The 15332-nt window shown below is 66.8% G+C and carries 13 protein-coding genes; 10 read left to right on the top strand and 3 right to left on the bottom strand.

Annotated features, from left to right (window positions below):
• The 3 genes from ACO41U_RS03340 to ACO41U_RS03330 form a co-directional block, all read right to left on the bottom strand.
• On the bottom strand, positions 1-574 hold a 574-nt coding region (locus tag ACO41U_RS03340), incomplete at its 3' end, for a hypothetical protein (protein ID WP_485941580.1).
• Positions 575-654: 80 nt separating this feature from the next.
• On the bottom strand, positions 655-1209 hold the full coding sequence (locus tag ACO41U_RS03335; RefSeq protein ID WP_485941578.1) for a methyltransferase family protein: 555 nt from the start codon (positions 1207-1209) through the stop codon (positions 655-657).
• The gene (locus ACO41U_RS03330) at positions 1206-2294 is read right to left on the bottom strand and encodes a lysylphosphatidylglycerol synthase transmembrane domain-containing protein (RefSeq protein WP_485941576.1); all 1089 of its coding nucleotides are present in this window, start codon (positions 2292-2294) and stop codon (positions 1206-1208) included. The genes ACO41U_RS03335 and ACO41U_RS03330 overlap by 4 nt, the downstream gene beginning before the upstream one ends.
• Before the next feature lie 338 nt (positions 2295-2632).
• Here ACO41U_RS03330 and fliD point away from each other — a divergent pair, with 338 nt between their 5' ends.
• The 10 genes from fliD to recO all read left to right on the top strand — a co-directional run bounded on the left by fliD (position 2633) and on the right by recO (position 15285).
• Positions 2633-5446, top strand: coding sequence for a flagellar filament capping protein FliD (gene fliD / locus ACO41U_RS03325; RefSeq protein WP_485941574.1), 2814 nt, complete (start codon positions 2633-2635; stop codon positions 5444-5446).
• 168 nt (positions 5447-5614) lie between these two features.
• Positions 5615-6460: a nucleoside triphosphate pyrophosphohydrolase gene (mazG, locus tag ACO41U_RS03320; protein ID WP_485941572.1), complete on the top strand. Its 846-nt coding sequence runs from the start codon at positions 5615-5617 to the stop codon at positions 6458-6460.
• Between the two features lie 112 nt (positions 6461-6572).
• Positions 6573-7973: a pyruvate carboxylase subunit B gene (locus tag ACO41U_RS03315; protein WP_298780766.1), complete on the top strand. Its 1401-nt coding sequence runs from the start codon at positions 6573-6575 to the stop codon at positions 7971-7973.
• A 7-nt stretch (positions 7974-7980) separates the two neighbouring features.
• On the top strand, positions 7981-8976 hold the full coding sequence (locus tag ACO41U_RS03310; RefSeq protein ID WP_298780768.1) for a PhoH family protein: 996 nt from the start codon (positions 7981-7983) through the stop codon (positions 8974-8976).
• Positions 8969-11176, top strand: coding sequence for an HDIG domain-containing metalloprotein (locus tag ACO41U_RS03305; RefSeq protein WP_298780773.1), 2208 nt, complete (start codon positions 8969-8971; stop codon positions 11174-11176). The genes ACO41U_RS03310 and ACO41U_RS03305 overlap by 8 nt, the downstream gene beginning before the upstream one ends.
• A 181-nt stretch (positions 11177-11357) precedes the next feature.
• Positions 11358-11867 (top strand): rRNA maturation RNase YbeY, encoded by a 510-nt coding sequence (gene ybeY / locus ACO41U_RS03300; RefSeq protein WP_298780843.1) that lies wholly within the window; start codon positions 11358-11360, stop codon positions 11865-11867.
• Between the two features lies 1 nt (position 11868).
• Positions 11869-13158, top strand: a complete 1290-nt coding sequence (locus tag ACO41U_RS03295) for a hemolysin family protein (RefSeq protein ID WP_298780775.1) — start codon at positions 11869-11871, stop codon at positions 13156-13158.
• 26 nt (positions 13159-13184) lie between these two features.
• Positions 13185-13643, top strand: a complete 459-nt coding sequence (locus ACO41U_RS03290; protein ID WP_485941569.1) for a cytidine deaminase — start codon at positions 13185-13187, stop codon at positions 13641-13643.
• Entirely contained in the window at positions 13640-14548 is a 909-nt protein-coding gene (era, locus tag ACO41U_RS03285) for a GTPase Era (RefSeq protein ID WP_298780779.1), read from the top strand. The genes ACO41U_RS03290 and era overlap by 4 nt, the downstream gene beginning before the upstream one ends.
• Positions 14548-15285, top strand: coding sequence for a DNA repair protein RecO (gene recO / locus ACO41U_RS03280; RefSeq protein ID WP_298780781.1), 738 nt, complete (start codon positions 14548-14550; stop codon positions 15283-15285). The genes era and recO overlap by 1 nt, the downstream gene beginning before the upstream one ends.
• The last annotated feature ends 47 nt before the right edge of the window (positions 15286-15332 follow it).

Raw genomic sequence — 15332 nt, 5'->3', positions numbered from 1 at the left:
TGCGCCAGGTGAACTGCTGGCGCGAGGCCGCAGCGCCGCTCAGCGGCAGCTCGACCCATCCCCAGGGGGTTACCAGGATGAAGCGCAGCGTCACGCCCTGCTCGGTCAGCGCGTCCACGTGGGCCGCGTAGCGCATGACGTCGTCGAAGATGAAGGTGTCGCTCACGATCCAGACGCGCTTGCAGTTGGGGCGGTTGAAGAGCGCCGCGTAGTCGATGGCCGTGCGCAGGCCGCTCTCGTAGTCCGGGGGCGGCGTCAGGCTCACGACGATCACGTCCGCCCTGCCGTCGGGGCGGTGGGTGTTGGGGATCAGGTCGACGTACTCCTCCAGCTCCTCAAGGCTCTCGAAGAGCGTGTCCACGCCGGGGCCCTCATCGTCCTCATCCTCGCCCTCGAACAGGGCGGAGAAGGGGTCGACGCCGCGGTTGGCCGGCGCGTTGATGGTGTCCCGCATCCACCCCTGGATGCGGGAGAGCGCGTCCAGGATGTACTGCGGGTACTCCGTCATGGAGATCGCCGAGATGAGGTCGTTGACGGTCATATCCCTGCCGGAATCGTTCTTCTTCTGGTCCATGGTGTCTTCTCCTTCCCGGACGGGCCGCGTCCGGATACAGTATAGCACAGAGCTTTTGGAATGGCGGCGAAAAGGGGCCCCTAGGGCAGGAGCAGCTTTGCCGCGATGAGGAGCGTCCCGACGACGGTACTCAGGATCGTGTGGACCTCGCTCCGGCGAAGGACCGCCCAGCTGAAGGGCCCGCAGACCGTACCCGGCCATGAGCGGGGGAAGAAGGCCCCCACCCGCGCCCGATAGGCGCGGTACTCCTCGCCGAACCTCTGAAGGAGAAAGGACTCCTCATGGGGGATGATGACGAGGCCGTACAGGAGGACGAAGCCCGCGAGGAAGGCTCCCGCGGCCCAGGGGCCGGCCATCAGTCCCCAACCCAGCCCGATGAGGCCGTTGCCGAAGTAGAGGGGGTTGCGCATGAGAGCGTAGGGCCCCCAGGTGACCAGCCGCTCCGCTCCCACGGCCTCTCCACGGTAGCGCCCGATGGAGCCCGCGGCCCAGAAGCGCCACAGTTGCCCCAGCGCTACGGGCACAAGCCCCAGCGCCACGGAGCGCGGCGTCGGGCGCGCGACGGCCAGGATCAGGACGAAGAGGGCCGTCCACAGCCCGCCTCTCAGTTGAAAGGCCCGCTCGCGCAGCGTCACGGCTGCGGTCCCTTCGCCCTTTCGTCCTTCAGGGCCTCCTCCTCCGGTGCGGCCCCCTGGTGCAGGTCCTCCGAGACGCCCCAGCCCAACATGCGCACCACCACCACGACCCCCATGAAGATCGAGAGGTACTCCGTGAAGAAGCGCCAGATGATGGCCATGATGCCCGCCATGTTCCAGGGCATGAGCATCCCGAAGAGGAGGGCGCCGCCTCCTTCTGCGACGCCGCTGGCCCCTGGAGTGGGGACGAAGTAGAGGATGAACATGAACACGGCCTGGATGGCCACGGCCTCGCTGTAGCGGAAGGGAAGTCCCACCGCGTGCATCAGGATGGGCAGGACGGTGAAGAGCGCGAGCAGGTGCATGACGGAGAGGCCCGCCGCGAGGAGCAGGTAGAGCCGGCCCGAGCGGGATTGGAAGAGCAGCTTGAAGTTCAGGAGGTAGTTGTCCATCTCCCGGTCCAGCCACTGAAACGAGCGGATGATCGTCCGCTGGGAGCGCAGGAGCTTCAGCCGCCGGCCCCAGAGGATGAGGACCTTGGCCAGGCGCTTGAAGGCCTTTGGACGCGCTATGGTAAAGGCGATGAAGACCCAGGTGGCGAGGATGACGACGAAGACGTAGGAGACGATGCCCTTCAGGAAGGGGCTGCGCTGCAGGATCGCCGGGTCCAGCACCAGCACGGTGGGCACCACGACGCTCAGGATCAGGACGGTGAGCATCGTGCGCACCAGCGTGATGGCGATGCCCTTCCCGATGGCGACGCCCTTCTTGTACAGGACGTAGACCTGGAAGGGGCCGCCGCCGCTCTGCATGGGGGTGACGGCGCTGCCGAAGTAGTTGAGCCATGTCAGCACGAGCCCCATGGGAAGGCTGACGTGTTCCTGCGCCGCGCAGGACAGGGCGCAGAATCGTCCCGCGTCGCACAGCCAGGTGAAGAACACGACGCCGAGCGCCCCCAGGAGCGCGAGCTTATCCGCGTGAAGGAGCGAGCGCAGGGTTCCCGCGTCGACGCTCTTTGCGATGATGACCGAGTTCGCGGCAAAAGCCAGCAGGACGAACACGATAAGGCCTTTTCGAAGGGACAAGCGACATTCCTCCAGCAATAGAAATTTATGGCGGGCCGGCGACGGGACGAAGGCGTCAGCCGCCGGGGACGTTCCACCGCCGGAAGGTCAAAGGGGGCACAGCGGCCCCCACCCCCCTGGGGCGTTCCCCTCCCCGCGTGGGCGAGGTCATCTGAAAAACCTTCCGTATTCTAGCACAAGCACGACGCTCCCGCGACGGCCCTCAACTTTTCGCCCCCGTCGCCGATAACCTTAACGGGATAGCGGGCGGCGCATCGGGTGTAAAATATCGAGGTGGCGGACGAGGATGGATCCGCGCCGCCGTCTGGATTTCAAGCATTCAACAGGAGGTTGCTGTCATGGCTTCTACGACCGTGTCGGGCGTTGCGTCAGGGATCGACTGGGAGGGCATCATCAAGAAGATGACCGAGATGGCCTCCAAGCCCGCGCAGGTTCAGGTGAACAAGCGGAAGAACCTGAACAACAAGAAGACCCTCTTTGAGGAAATGAAGGTCGCGATGCAGAAGATGCACTCCTCGATCTCCTCGCTGAAGCTGCCCTCGACCTATCGGGCCAAGGAGGTGAAGGTGGAGCGCTTGGACTCGAACGGCTCCTACAAGGGCGTGCTGACGGCCTCCGTCACGAGCGACGCGGAGGTCAACGTCTACAACCTTGAGGTCCAGCAACTGGCCCGGGCTCAGTTGCAGCGGTCAAACTCCTTCTCGGGCTCGCTGTCCGACGTCTTCCAGGGTCCCTTGCAGGGCCTGACCAGCACCCGCCTTTGGATCAGCTCCGGGGGGCGGAAGGCCCAGGTGGACGTCCTCGCCTCGGACACCTTGGATTCGCTGGCCAAACGCATCAACACGACGATCAAGACCATGAACCCGCCCATGGGGGTCACGGCCTCCGTCGTGGACGGACGGCTGATCCTGAAGAGCGACAAGACGGGCCTGGAGGAGACGACCTCCAAGGAGGTCATCAAGCGCTCCGACCAGTCCTGGGACGCCCTCTCCACCCTCTCCATCGACCCGTCCACGCTGTCGGGCGGCGACGTCACCGTCACGGGGGACGGCAAGACTTGGATGAACGGCAAGGACTTCGACGTGGTGGGGAACCAAATCCGCTGGCGCGAGTACGACGACCAGACGGCCAAGGCCGGCGACACCTATCACGTGACCTATAAGGCGAAGGCGGGCGACGTCTACTCCAGGGAGATCACCCGGGCCTCGGGGGACCTCCTGGACCGCACCGCGCTGGACTTCGTTCCCCACAGCGCGACCCTGACCGCAGGCACGTCCAAGATCACGATCAAGGACGAGGACGGGGCCTCCTACGAGTACGGCACCGCCTTCACCCTGGCGGGCAAGTCCATCGTCTGGAAGGGCGACAACCGGCCGGCGGACGGCAAGAAGTACACGGTGACCTACGAGCCGGCGAATGACGAGGAGTTAACCCTCCAGGTGAAGCGGGGAGACACGGACGAGATCAAAGATTCGGGTAACGCTATAACCTATTCGTCGATTGCCGGGGGCACGGCCGTCATCACGCAGGGGGGTAAGACGTACCGGGAGGGCGAGGACTTCGACCTCATCGCGGGCACGGACGGAAAGGCCAACGTTCGCTGGCGCCGCGAGGCGGCCTGGAGCGCTCCAAAACCCGGCGCTGACTACACCCTCTCCGTCTCGGGGCTGACGGGAGGGGGCAAGACCTTTAGCGTGACGCGCACCGATACAGATTCGCTCATTATGAAGGACCGTGGGTTCTCCACGGCAGAGGGCACGATCGCGAAGGTGGAGTACGGCAATCTTTCCACGGCTGGCACCCTGGGGGTCGCGAATACCGGCTCGGGCTCGCCCAAGACGTTTACGTTCACCTGGACTCCGACGTCTACGCCCACGCATCTGACTGGCCTTCCCAATGCCGGCACGGAACTTACCGTCAACTACAAGCGTCGGGCGAACACCTTCACGCTGTCCGACAACGGCTCGGGGCTCCTGAGCGCCCTGGGGCTGGATCTGAAGGACGCGGAGCACTTCACGGAGGCTCAGGACGCCGTCATGCTGCTGGACGGGAACAAGGTGACGCGCTCCTCCAACGACATCGGCGCGGACTACGGCAACGAACTGATCAAGGGCATGACCCTCAAGTTGAAGGGCGTCGGCAAGGTGTCGATGGACGTGGAGCACGACGCGGAGAAGGCGGTCAAGGCCATTGAGGGCTTCGTGGAGAGCTACAACGACCTGATGGGCTGGATCAACACCCGCTCCTCCGAGAAGGAACTGGACAAGTCCGCCAAGGCCACGGTGGACGCCAACGACTTCCGCATGAGGTGGGGCGCGCTCTACGGCAACTCGCTCCTGCGCGACTGCAAGAGCCGCCTGCGCACCATTGTCTCTCAGGACTACACCTTTACCTTCAAGGAACGGAAGAGCGCGGACGCCCTCTACGGCACGATGGCCCGGAACGGGCTGGCCGGCGAGGCGACCCTGCGCGTGAAGGTGGGGGACCGCTCCGCCGATATCCCCGTGAAGCCGGAGGACACCCTGGAGACCATCGCGGAGAGGATCAACGACACCTCGAAGGGAGGGGTGGCGGCGGCCCTGCACTACGACGGCGAGGGGAAGGAGAAGAACTACGTCCGGGCCTCGGTGGAGGGCGACCGGCTTGTGGTCCGGGCGGCCGACAAGACGGAGGTTTCCCTCTCCGGCCAGGCCGCTATGAAGGCCCTCAAGCTGAACTACACCTACCGGGGCGCCTACCAGCTGGGGCTCAAGACGACGAAGGACGACTACGGCAAGAGCGGCAAGCTGGAGTTCGACTCGAAGGATTTCATGAAGGCCATGACGAGGAACCCCGAGGAGGTTCAGCAACTGATGGTGTCCTTCGCGGGCGAGATGGACACCTACTGCAAGTCGATGCTGAGGTCCTCCGAAGGGGGAACCTCCGGGACGCTGACCCGCGAGATCGGGGATCTCGCCAAGCAGATCAGCAACATCGACAAGGACCTGGAGAAGTTCCAGAAGCGTCTGGAGGAGAAGCAGGAAGCCCTGCGCAGGCGGTACGCCAGCGCAGAGAACCGGATCGCCAAGCTCTCGCAGCAGGCCAATGCCCTCAGCAACATCATTGGGATGATGCAGCAGAACAACAAGGGGTCGGGCTCGCAGTCCTCGTAGTCCGGCCCGTTGCAGGGTCCGGATGGTGCGAAGACGGCGCCGCGGCATGGAGTCCCTCCATGCCGCGTTTTTTATGCCTCGGACGGCGGACCTCAAGCCCTCCGCGCTATGTTATCATTATGTGCGGACGGCGCGGGGGAACCGACGCCCTACGGAGGTGCTTTTGTCTTGAAGGAGTTGGAGCGTGAAGGCGGGCACTATTTCGGTGAGATCGTGGAGATCATCGAGCGGCTGCGCGCGCCGGGCGGCTGCCCCTGGGACCGGAAGCAGACCATGGAGAGCCTGCGCTCCTGCATCACGGAGGAGGCCTACGAGCTGGCGGACGCCATCACGCGGCGCGATATGGCGGGCGTGAAGGAGGAGGCGGGGGACCTGCTGCTCCAGGTGGTGTTCATCGCGTCTTTGGCGCGGGAGTCCGGAGCCTTCGACATGAGGGACGTGGTCCGGGGAATATGCGACAAGCTGATCCGCCGCCACCCCCACGTCTTCGGCACGGAGGAGGCCCGCGACAGCGACGCGGTGCTGCGCAACTGGGAGCGCATCAAGGCCGAGGAACGGCAGGAGAAGCACCAGGACCTCTCCATCCTGGCGGGAGTGCCGGAGGGCCTGCCGCCCCTGCTCAAGGCCAGCCGCCTTCAGGGCAAGGCCGCCCACGTGGGCTTCGACTGGCCCGATGGCGACGCGGCCCCTCTCTTCGCCAAGCTGGACGAGGAGCTGGACGAGCTGTGGGAGGCCACGAGCCGTGGGGACGCCCGGGACGTGGAGGAGGAGCTGGGGGACGTGCTGTTCATGACCGTCAACCTGGCGCGCCGCCTGAAGGTGGACCCGGATGCGGCGCTATCCCGTGTCTGCACCAAGTTCAAGGACCGCTTCCAACTGATGGAGCGCATGGCCGCGGAGGAAGGCCGGACGATGTCCGACCACTCACTGGAGGAGCTGGACGCCCTGTGGGACCGCGCCAAGGAGCGCCTGCTCCGCGAGGAGGAGCGGGGCCGCGGGCCGTCCCCACGCTGAGGCCCTACGGTTTTTTTATCGAGTACGGAACGAATCGGCGGCTGATCGCCGAGGGATCACTTAAAGAATCGGCGCGGCGCCGGTCGCCGCGGACAGAGCACGGAGGTTTGTGATGGGTGAGGCAAGAAGGGTTCGCATCACGGAAACGGTGCTGAGGGACGCGCATCAATCCCTCATCGCCACGAGGATGAGCACGAAGGATATGCTGCCCATCCTGGAGAGGATGGACGAGGCGGGCTATTGGGCCCTTGAGATGTGGGGAGGCGCGACGTTCGACAGCTGCATGCGCTTCCTGGACGAGGACCCCTGGGACCGCCTGCGCCTGATCCGGTCCCGGGTCAAGAGGACGAAGCTGCAGATGCTCCTGCGTGGCCAGAACCTGGTGGGCTACCGTCACTATGCGGACGACGTGGCGCGGGAGTTCGTCAAGCGCGCCGTGGGCAACGGCATTGACATCGTGCGCATCTTCGACGCGCTGAACGACCTGCGCAACGTGGAAACGACGGCGGATCAGGTGAAGAAGGAGGGGGCGCACCTCCAGCTCTGCATTTCCTACACGCTGTCCCCCGTCCACACCCTGGAGGCCTTCGCGGAGATGGCCCAGAAGATGGCGGAGATGGGGGCGGACTCCATCGCCATCAAGGACATGGCAGGCCTCCTGAACCCCGTGGATTGCGCGAAGCTGGTCCGGGCCATCAAGGAACGGGTGAGCCTGCCCATCGAAATCCACAGCCACTCCACTACGGGCCTTGCGTCCATGACGTACTACGCGGGACTGGAGGCCGGCGCGGACATCGTGGATACGGCGATCTCCCCCTTCTCCCTGGGCACCAGCCAGCCCCCCACGGAGTCCATGGTGGCGGCGCTGGCGGGTGGGGAGTTGGACACGGGCATCGACCTCGAGAAGCTGCTCCCCGTGTGTGAGCACTTCAAGAAGGTCCGTGAGAAGTATAAGGCCCTTTTGCCGGCCGTGGCGGGTGTCAACATCAATATCCTGCGCTACCAGATTCCGGGCGGCATGTACTCCAACCTCGTGAACCAACTGAAGGAGCAGAACGCGCTGGACAAGCTGGAGGACGTTCTGAAGGAGGTGCCGGTGGTGCGCAAGGCCATGGGCTACCCGCCCCTCGTGACGCCCAGCAGTCAGATGGTGGGCACCCAGGCGACGCTGAACGTCCTGACGGGCCAGCGCTGGAAGGTGATCCCCAAGGAGATTCGCCTGTACTTCCAGGGCTACTACGGTCAGCCGCCGGCGCCGGTGGACCCGGAGGTCCGGAAGATCGCCATCGGCGACGAGGAGCCCATCACGTGCCGCCCGGCGGACAAGCTCGACCCGGAGATGGACGAAGCGCGCAGGGCCGTGAGGGCCTGGTCGCTGCAGCCGGAGGACGCGCTGACCTGGGTCATGTTCCCGGCGGTTGCGAAGGACTTCCTGCCGCGCAGGTTCGGCAGGGTGACGAAGCGCGACATCGGCTTCGGAGACCCCGTGGACGGCATGGCCTACCCGGTGTAAAGACGCCATGGACGAGCTGAGGCAGGGGCGCGCCGTGCCCCCATATGCGGAGATGGTGCCGCTGGTTGGCGAGGGCGCGATGGCGCGCCTCGTCGGGCCTCACGACGAGAACCTGGAGGCCGTGGAGGCCCGGTATCCCGTGTCCCTCTCCGTCCGGGAGGGGGCCGTGCGGGCGTCGGGGCCGGACGAGGAGCCCGTCCGCATCGTCGCCCGCCTCCTGCGGGAGCTGGCGGCGGTGGCGGAGAGCGGGCACGAGGTTCGGGCCGCCGACGTGAGGCGCGCGATGGACGCCCTGGCGGAAGGGCGCGAGCCGAAGCTGGAGGCGCTCTACAGCGAGGTCATCTGCACGACGGCGCGGGGCAAGCCCATCCGCCCCAAGACCGCGGGGCAGAGGGCCTACGTCCGGGCCATCCGGGCGAACGACATCCTCTTCGCGGTGGGGCCGGCCGGGACGGGCAAGACGTACCTGGCGGTGTGCGAGGCCGTTTCCATGCTCAAGGAGGGCAGGATTAGCCGCATCGTGCTGGTGCGGCCCGCCGTCGAGGCGGGTGAGAGCCTGGGCTACCTTCCGGGGGACCTGCGAGAGAAGGTGGAGCCCTACGTTCGGCCGCTCTACGACGCATTCTACGACCTCCTGTCCCCGGAGCGCTTCGCGCGCTGCGCGGACAAGGGCGTCATCGAGATCGTCCCCCTGGCCTACATGAGGGGTCGGACCCTGAACGACAGCTTCATCATCCTGGACGAGGCCCAGAACACGACCCCCCCGCAGATGAAGATGTTCCTGACGCGGCTTGGCTTCGGGTCCCGAGCCGTGGTCACGGGGGACGTCACGCAGATCGACCTGCCCCAGGGCCGCCCTTCCGGCCTCCTGAGCGTCCGGGAGATATTGAAGGGCATCGAGGGCATCGGGTTCTTTGACCTGACGGATGCGGATGTGGTCCGTCACGAAATCGTCCAAAAGGTGGTTCAGGCCTACGAACGCTATGAAAAGGATAATGCTTGATTCCGGCGCCGTGCCCGCGGACAGGGCGCGGCGCGCGGCGCTCCTGCGGGACTACCTCGTTCCCGTCCTCATCCTGCTGATCGCGGGCGTTTCCATCGTTCTGGTTCAGTGGGCGGTCCTCAGGAACTCGGAGCGCGGCTACCAGACGGGGCGCCCCTCGCCGGAGACCTACCGCGTCGTGTCGCCGATCCGGTACGACGACCACACGGCGGCGGAGGCGCTGCGCAGGATGGCCAACGAGAGCGTAGTGGGCGTCACCGTGCGCGACGTGGCGGCGAAGGACCGCCTGAATCGACGTCTTACGGAGCTTCGTGCGGTTCAGAGCCCCGCGCAGGAGGAGGTGACCTTCATTCCCGCTCCCCTCCTGAACGCCATCGTCAGCCTGAGCGACGACAGGCGGCAGAAGCTACTGGACCTGACGTCCCGCGTGGGGAACGCCTACATCGACCGGCTGGAGTCGGGCGACGCGATGGGGAACTCCACGAAGGCCGCGCTCTTGTGGACGGAGATCAACCGGGAGAACCCCTCCGCCGAGGACGCGAACCTGGTCTACCAGATCCTCGCGAAGCTCGGGGACCTCGTCTATCACGTGGACAGCAAGCTGACGGAAGGGGTGCGCCGCCTGGCGGAGAAGGGCATCCCGTCCATCGTCCGGCGCCTGGAGCCGGGGGACGTCATCGTCGAGCTGGGGCAGGTCGTCACGCCTCAGATCGCGTCCCTGCTCCACATGCAGGGCTACGCGGAGGACGCCTTCCCCATGGTGCAGCTGATCATCGTCCTGGTCCTGGTTATGGTCCTTCCGCTGTGGCTTGAGGTCCTGGGGCGCGACGTGGGGCACAACCGCCCCTCCTGGATGTGCATCGTCTTCACCGTCGCCGTTTCGTGGCTCTGCGGCGCTCTGGCGGCCCGCCTCGGCTCCGCCGGAGCCGGCGTCCTGCCTGCCGTCCTGACGGTCTGCCTCTGCGTTTCCGGGTCCTTCGCCTTCAGCGTGGCGCTGGCGGGGACGGCGTCGGGGGTGTTCATCATCATGGGGCTTTTGGTTTCGGACCTGCTCCTCCTGCTGTCCATGTCGGTGATCGCCTCCACGGCGGGCTTCTACCTGCTGATGCGCCTGGACTCGCGGGAGCAGCTGACGCGGCGGGTGTTCGCGCTGGCGGTCCTCATGGCCCTGACCAACGTCCTCATTCGCTGGCTCGAGGGCTTCCCGCTGGATGCGGATTCCTTCCGCATCTTTCCGGTCCCCGGCGCCTTCTGGATGGAGAGCGGACGGTTTGTCCTCGTCGAGCTGGTGATGTGCGTCGTCATCACCCTGCTGCTTCCGATGGTGGAGAGCTACATTGGAGTGCTGTCGATCCTGCGGCTGCGGGAGCTGAGCCACCCGTCGAGCCCCCTGCTGCGCGAGCTGCAGCGCTCCGCCCCCGGTACCTACCAGCACTGCCTCACGATAGCGACGCTGATCGAGGAGCCCGCCATGGCCCTGGGGATGGACATCAACCTGGTGAAGGCGGGCGCCTATTACCACGACATCGGCAAGCTTCACGACCCCCTTTTCTTCGTCGAGAACCAGGGAGGCGGCTTCAACCCCCACGACGGCATGAGCCCGACGCTGTCGGCCTACACCATCATCTCCCACGTCCGCTACGGGTTGGACAAGGCCCAGGAGAACGGCCTGCCGCGCCGGCTCCGGGACTTTATCGCGGAACACCACGGCACGACCTGCGTCCGCTACTTCTACAACAAGGCGCTGGCCAAGGCCAAAGAGGGGAAGGAGGGAGAGGTGGACCGTTCCTCCTTCTGCTACCCCGGCCCCCGGCCCCAGTCCCGCGAGACGGCGCTCCTGATGATCGTGGACTCCCTTGAGGCCGCGGTGCGCAGCATGGGACTAGACCAGGAGCTTCAGGAGCAGGGGTCGGAGGGAGTGGAGGCCTCCCACGACAGCGGCCGGACGGCGCACCCCAACCGGGGCCGCAGCCAGTCCATCAAGGCGTTGGAGCGGACCATCGATCAGGTGATCGCCAGCAAGATGGCGGAGGGGCAGTTCGACGACGTGGACTTCACCCTGAAGGACGTCACCTGCATCAAGGCGGCGCTCCTGCGGGCGCTGCTCAACATGTACCACACCCGGCGGGTCCGGAAGATCGAGCGTCCCCAGTCGGGGCGGACGGAGCCGATCGCCGGGAAGGAGTCGCCGGCGCCTTGAGCTGGACCGCCCGATCTGCGGCCGTGCCTTCGGGGCGCGGCCGCGCCCTTGTGGTATACTTTCAAAACGGCGTCCCCGCGGGCGGGAGCGCCGGATGGGGCGGCACCGTTGCCGCGCGACTTCGTCTTTTGCGGCCTTGGGGCCGTTTGAACTCTTTGGGGGGTATTTTCTCTTGAAGTTAGTGTTGAGCGTCGAGGCCCCGGAGGGCGGGGATCCTCAAAATCCCGTTCCGATATCCGCGTGGAGCGCGTTTGAACCGGTGCTGGAGGAGGAACTTCTGGACCTCTTCCCGGAGATGGCCGGCTATGGGAACGTGGAGGTGTCCATCTCCATCCTGAGTCCGGAGGAGATTCGGGCGGTGAACCAGGACTACCGGGAGTGCGACGAGGCGACGGACGTGCTGTCCTTCCCCATGTGGGAGGAGGACGGACGCTTCACGCCGGACTCGATGCTGGCCGGCTCCGTCCTGCCCCTGGGGGACGTGATGATCTGTCCGGGGGAGGCGCGCGCGCGAAACGACGCGGCGTCGGAGGAGGAGGCGCTGTGCCTGGTGCTAGCCCACTCCTTCCTGCACCTCCTGGCCTGGGACCACGACACGGAGGAACGACAGGCCGCCATGTGGGATCGTCAGGCGCGCCTTCGGGATCGCCTTTTGGCCGCGCTGGCCTCCGCCGGACGGGAGGCGCGCTGAGATGGGAGGGATCGACGCGCACGCCCTCGCCGGCGCGTTGAAGGACGGCCTGTGGTTCCTGTTCCTGTTCCTCCTCTCCGCCCTTTTCAGCGCGGCGGAAACGGCCATCACGACGACGGGGCGGAGCCGTCTGTTCCTCCTGCAGGAGAGCCGGCCGTTTCTCCGCTCCGTGCTTCAGTGGATCGTCGACGACGTGCAGCAGCCGCTCACGGTCTGCCTGATCTCCAATAACGTCGTAAACATCGCCGCCAGCACGCTGGCCTCCAGCATCGCGCTGCACGTGTTCGGACCTCGCGCGCTGGTATGGGTGGTGCCCATCATGACGCTCCTCATCGTCATCTTCGGCGAGATCCTGCCGAAGAGCGCTGCGATGGTCCACCCCGAGGGCATCCTGCTGTTCACGTCCCCCTTCCTTCGCTTGCTCTCCTTCGTCCTGCTGCCCTTCGCGTGGCTGATGCGGAAGTGCGTGAACTTCATCGGCTTCCTGCTGCACCTGAACCTGGAAACGAAGAAGGTGTTCGTGACGCGGGACGAGATCGAGCAGGTGGTGAAGATCGGGGAGGAGAGCGGCGCCCTGGAGGCCTCGGAGCGCCGCATGATCGACGGGATCATCGACTTCGACGAAACCCGCGTCCACGAGATCATGGTGCCCCGGACGGACATGCTGACGCTCGAGGCGGAGGACACGCTGGAGGAGGCCGTGAACCTTTTCATCGAGCACGGGCACTCCCGCATCCCCGTCTACGAGGAGAACCTGGATAACGTCGTCGGCATCCTCTACGTGAAGGACACGCTGAAGTGCCTGCGGGACGCGGACCTGAGCTGCGAGGTGCGGAGCCTGCTGCGCCGGCCCATCTTCGTTCCGGAGACGATTCGGACGGCGGAGCTGCTGGAGGCCATGCGGCGGGACCACATCCACATCGCCATCGTCGTGGACGAGTATGGCGGCGTGGCGGGCCTCGTGACCATGGAGGACATCCTGGAGGAGATCGTTGGGGAAATCCAGGACGAGTACGACCAGGAGGCGCCCGACATCCAGAGGATGGAGGACGGCAGCTACCTCGTCCAGGGCAGCACCAGCCTCGAGGACCTGAGCGAGGCGCTGGGCTGTCCCTTCGAGTCCGAGGACGCGGAGAGCCTGGGAGGGCTGGTGCTCCTCCTGTCGGGGGGCTTCCCACGGGCGGGCGACGAGTTCCTCTATCGGGATTGGCGAATCAAGGTCGTGGACCTTGGTGAGCACCGGATCAAGGTCCTGAGCATGAGGCGGAAGGACGCCGGGGCTTCCGCTTGAGGCGTTTTGAGGGGGAGGGGATCGTGATGGACGGAGAGGGACGGAGCGCGTGGCCCTTCCGAGAGGTGACGCCGGAGGCGCTTCTGGCGAGGGCGGAGGCCGCCGCGTGGCGCGCCTACGTGCCCTATTCGCGCTTTCGCGTGGGGGCGGCACTGCTCATGGAAGACGGCGCCGTGGTGACCGCCGGCAACGTGGAGAACGCCTCCTACGGCCTCACCCTCTGTGCGGAGCGCTGCGCCGTGGCCGTCATGGTCGCGCAGGGGCGGCGTTCCCCCGTGGCCGTGGCCGTGGTTGGGTTTGGGGTGGAGGAGCGGGAGCGCCGCGGCGTCGTCCCCTGTCCCCCCTGCGGTGCCTGCCGTCAGACGCTCATGGAGTTCAACCCGGAGCTGCGGGTGGTGCTGGCCTCGGAGGAGGGGCCGCAGATCTTCGCGCTGTCGGAGCTTCTGCCTCACGCCTTCACGCTGAGCGAGGGGGGCCGCCGGTGAGTGGGGCTGCGGCGGCGGGCCTCCGGTGCGGCGTGGTGGCGCTGGTGGGGCGCCCCAACGTGGGCAAGTCCTCCCTGGTGAACGCGCTCCTTCGGGCGCGGGCGGCCGTGGTGTCCCCCAAGCCCCAGACGACGCGCAGCGCCGTGCGCTGCATCTACAACGACGAGCGGGCTCAGATCGTCTTTACGGACACGCCGGGGCTCTACTGCCCCAGGGACAGACTGGGGCGCTTCCTGACGGAGTCCGCCGCGGCGGCGCTGGAGGACGCGGACGCCGCCTGCTGGATCGTGGAGGCGGGGGACCGAAGCCTCCGAGCGGAGGACCGGGAGGCGGCCCGGGCGCTGGCGGACTTCAAGGGCCCCGTCGTCCTGGTGGCGAACAAGGCGGACGCCGCGGACCCCGAAGGGGCCTTTGAGCTCTACGGCAGGTTGCGCCCCTTCGCGGGCCGTGCCGCCGTTTCGGCAAAGATGGGGCGGGGGATCGAGGCCCTCGTGGACCTGCTCCTGCCCTTTTTGCCGGAGGGGACGCCCTGGTACGACCCGGACGTCCTGATGGACACGACGGAGCGGTTCATGGCCTCCGAGGCGATCCGAGGCCACGTGCTGGCCCTGCTGCGGGACGAGGTGCCCCACTGCACGGCGGTGGAGGTTCAGGAGTACAAGAGCCCGGAGGAGTACCCGGACCGGAAGCGGCTCTACATCCGCGCAGCCCTTATCGTGGAAACGGAGGGGCAGAAGGCCATCCTCATCGGCGCGTCGGGGTCCATGATCAAGCGGATCGGCCGCGCCGCCCGGACGGAGCTGGAGGAGATCACGGGCCTGCCGGTCTACTTGGACCTGTGGGTAAAGGTTTCCCCGCGCTGGCGACAGTCGGAGGCCGTGCTGCGCCGTCTGGGCTATGCCTGATGCCGAGGCAGGGGCTCCTCTCGGCGTCGGGCACGGTGCTGTCCCGCCGGAGGGCAGGGGAGGGCGGGCTGAGGCTGACGCTCCTGCTGAAGGGGCAGGGCCTGACCTGGGCCTCGGCCCCCGGAGCGGAGCGGGGCCGCGTGCGCCTGGGCGGAGGGACGGAACCCTTCGTGTGGGGCGTCTTCGGCCTGTACCGAGGGCGCAGCGGCGGGCTCTACGTGAACAGCGTGGACGTCGCGAAGGACATGCTCTTCCTCCGGCGCCGGCCCGAAGCGTTGCGGCTGGCCGTGAGCTGGTCCAGGCTCCTGACGCGCCTTTTGATGGCGGACCACCCGGCGGACGACGTGCTGGCGAACCTCTACTGGAACATGACGCTCCTGGCCGCACCTGAGGTCCCCGTGCCGGCGGTGAACTGGCGCTTCCTGCGGCGCTGGCTCGTCCTGTGGGGGCTGGCGCCGGACCTGACGCGCTGCGCCCGCTGTGGGGCGCGGCCGAAACGGGCGGCCTGGACGGAGGAAGGGCTGCTGTGCCCGGACTGCGCGCCGGACGCGGCGCGGACCCATCCGGCCTTTACGGCCGAGGAGCTGGCGCTGCTCCTGCGCGTGGCGGAGTCCTCCGCGGACGCGCTGCCCCGCGCCTTCGGCTCTTTTGAGGGACGGGGGCCGGCCGGAGGCGGAGAGCCCTTTGCCGTCGCCGCACGCTGTGCGGCGGGCCTGCTGGAGGGCGGGGCGCGGTAGCCGCGCAGGGCGGCGTCGAGCGCCTTCCGAGCCCGCGTCAATTTCGT

The sequence above is a fragment of the Fretibacterium sp. genome (genome assembly GCF_057312375.1).
Note: the sequence above shows the minus strand (reverse complement) of the source record. Positions and strands in the feature narration are given on the sequence as shown.